Source organism: Planktotalea sp., assembly GCF_049680325.1.
GTDB lineage: Bacteria > Pseudomonadota > Alphaproteobacteria > Rhodobacterales > Rhodobacteraceae > Planktotalea.
In genome coordinates, this window is record NZ_JBAUHO010000079.1 from 1 (window position 1) to 2,323 (window position 2,323).

The 2,323-nt window shown below is 55.9% G+C and carries 1 protein-coding gene and 1 pseudogene; both read right to left on the reverse strand.

Annotated elements, in window-relative coordinates:
* A pseudogene (locus WBC85_RS03250) lies at positions 1-650 on the reverse strand (TRAP transporter permease); the annotation flags it as partial.
* 89 nt (positions 651-739) lie between these two features.
* Complete coding sequence (locus WBC85_RS03255) at positions 740-1,900, reverse strand: TAXI family TRAP transporter solute-binding subunit (protein WP_424433241.1); 1,161 nt, start codon at positions 1,898-1,900, stop codon at positions 740-742.
* Positions 1,901-2,323 lie beyond the last annotated feature (423 nt).

Below are 2,323 nucleotides of genomic sequence, written 5' to 3' on the forward strand. Positions count from 1 at the left end.
AACTGAAGCACTGCGCCGAACAGGATAAACCCGATAACAAGATTGCCAAAGGCCCGCATGGGGATGCCAAAGGAGGCTTCGGATGAAATCATGAAATAGGGGATCACATCGGTAAACGGCTGGGTGAACCCATTCAGCGGATCAGGCACGTGTTCCGCAAAAGTCGGGTATAGCGAGAACACAAAAACGATGAAAAACAGAACCAGACCACCCGCACGCCGCGTGCCTTCAAGGATCAGCAGATATAGCGCGATCGAGGCCCAGACCGCCCTGTCAGGCGCGGCGTACTCCCATCCTCCATCAAGGCTGTCCCCTGCGGTAACAACGAAGAACCCGGTAATGAAAATAGTCGCAATCGCCAAAAGCCAGTCATACCACGGCACATTGGCCGAGGGCGGCCCCCAAGCCCTGAACGTAATGAAAGTAAGGCTAAGGAAAAGCCCCGCCAGAACGTAAAGATACATGCCCTCCAAAAGCGAGTATCCCCCAAGGCGCAAATTGAAGAGCTGGTTTATGGCAACGCCGATAGCGGCCAAAGTAAACAGGATAATCATCCAACGCGCTGAACCGGAAAACGTCAGCCGTTCGACAGCGCGTTCGGCTTCAATGGCAGAACCGCCGATATCTTTGGGGCCTGTTTGCTCTGTCATGTTTTTCCCTATCGGTTTTACCGCGAGGCCGTGTTTCGCTTGGCGTATGAGCGGGCCCTTGGGCCCGCCCGTGTGATGCTTATCGGGATCTAGAAGACGACAGCAAAACCGCCTGCTTCAAGGGCCGCGCGACGCTTTGCGTCCCAGGCCGCTTCCCAGTCAGCCGGTGCTTCGGCCTTGAGTTCTTCCCAAGCGGCCATCAATGCAGCCTGACGGGCAATCAGGTTGTCATTATGTGCCTGCGCTGCGTCGGACCAAACGCCGACCTCTGTGTAATAACGGATCGCGCCTTCATGGTAGGGGGCCACCCAAGTGAAGTTCTGCTTGTCACGCGCCCAACCGTTGATCCCCGGTGCGTTGTCTTTGTAGCTGTCAAAGAACACGTCCATCGCCTTGGTCATGTTATAGGTCAGATCTTCATCTTGCGCCGCGTAGGTCATAAGCACGGGATAGGCATAGCCGGCGGTCAGCGCGCCATCCGTACCGTCAATCGTGGCGCCAACCTTGGCAAGCATCGGTGTAAAGAACGGCGCAATAGCCTGCATGCGCGCGACGCCTTCCGCGTTGCCTGCATCAATCGGCGGCCAATACACACCGCGTGGGCCTGATGCGGCTTCATATGCGCGGCCAGAGTTGGTCGACGCAAAAGCAGCATCAACGCTACCGTCAATCATACCGGCCCAGCTGTCGCCAAAGCCGCCAAATTCCACTCTTTCAACGTCGTCCCACGTCAATCCGCCATAGGCGAGATAGGCTTCGTTGTTGACGTTGAGAGCAGGCGCACCTTTCACCCAGGCAACACGCATGCCCTTTAGGTCCGCGTATTCAAATCCTTCGCACCCCGGCTTGCCTGCTTTTTCACAAGCCTCCGCCGCAACGGCAAGGGAAAGCCCGACCGTACCACCATTGTTGGCCGCCAGAACACGCACGGGCTGTGGACCCCAGTTCTCGGCGCCAAACTGGAACACGCCTTCTTGGGCCATGAAAGAACCGCCGACGCCATTTGCCGAAAACTGGACTTTGCCTTGGCGCAATGGCTCGGTGCGGGCGATATCGTTTTTGCCCGGCAATACGCGAAGGTTAACCCCATTCGCCTCTTGCAGCGCCGCACCGATCGCGACCGATTGGTTATAGCCTGCCGATCCTGTGCCATAGGCCGTCCAGGTCAACTGCTTGGGCAGGTCTGCTTGCTGAGCCGTAAGCGTGCCAGACGCAAGACAGATGGCAGTCGTTAAGGTAAGTATACGCATGAAATTCCCTCCAGAAGTGAATGGTGAATTTGCCGTTGAGCAAAAACAGCGGTATCGGCAAATGATCGAAGGGCGCGCGTCCTGAGTCAATTATAGCCTGCCACAAGCCTTGGTTACGCAGCGTAATCTTGGCGCGAATACCGCTATGCGAAAATGGGCACGCCAATTTCCAAAACCTGAGCCGCGTCAAGATTCGTGCGCAGCCACAGGGCGTATATGGGATCGAGTTGGGTCAGGGGCAGACTGACACCCTAAGAATTAACGACCCCAAGGTCGGATCAGAGCCCTTAACTGACAGTGTCTCAAAAACTGCACGAACGACCATAATGGCAATAACCGGACTTTCGGCTTCGTGCCGGAGTAGTTCGTGCCTGATTGCGTTTTGTAACATGCATATCTTGTTGATATCCGCTTGAATAAGCC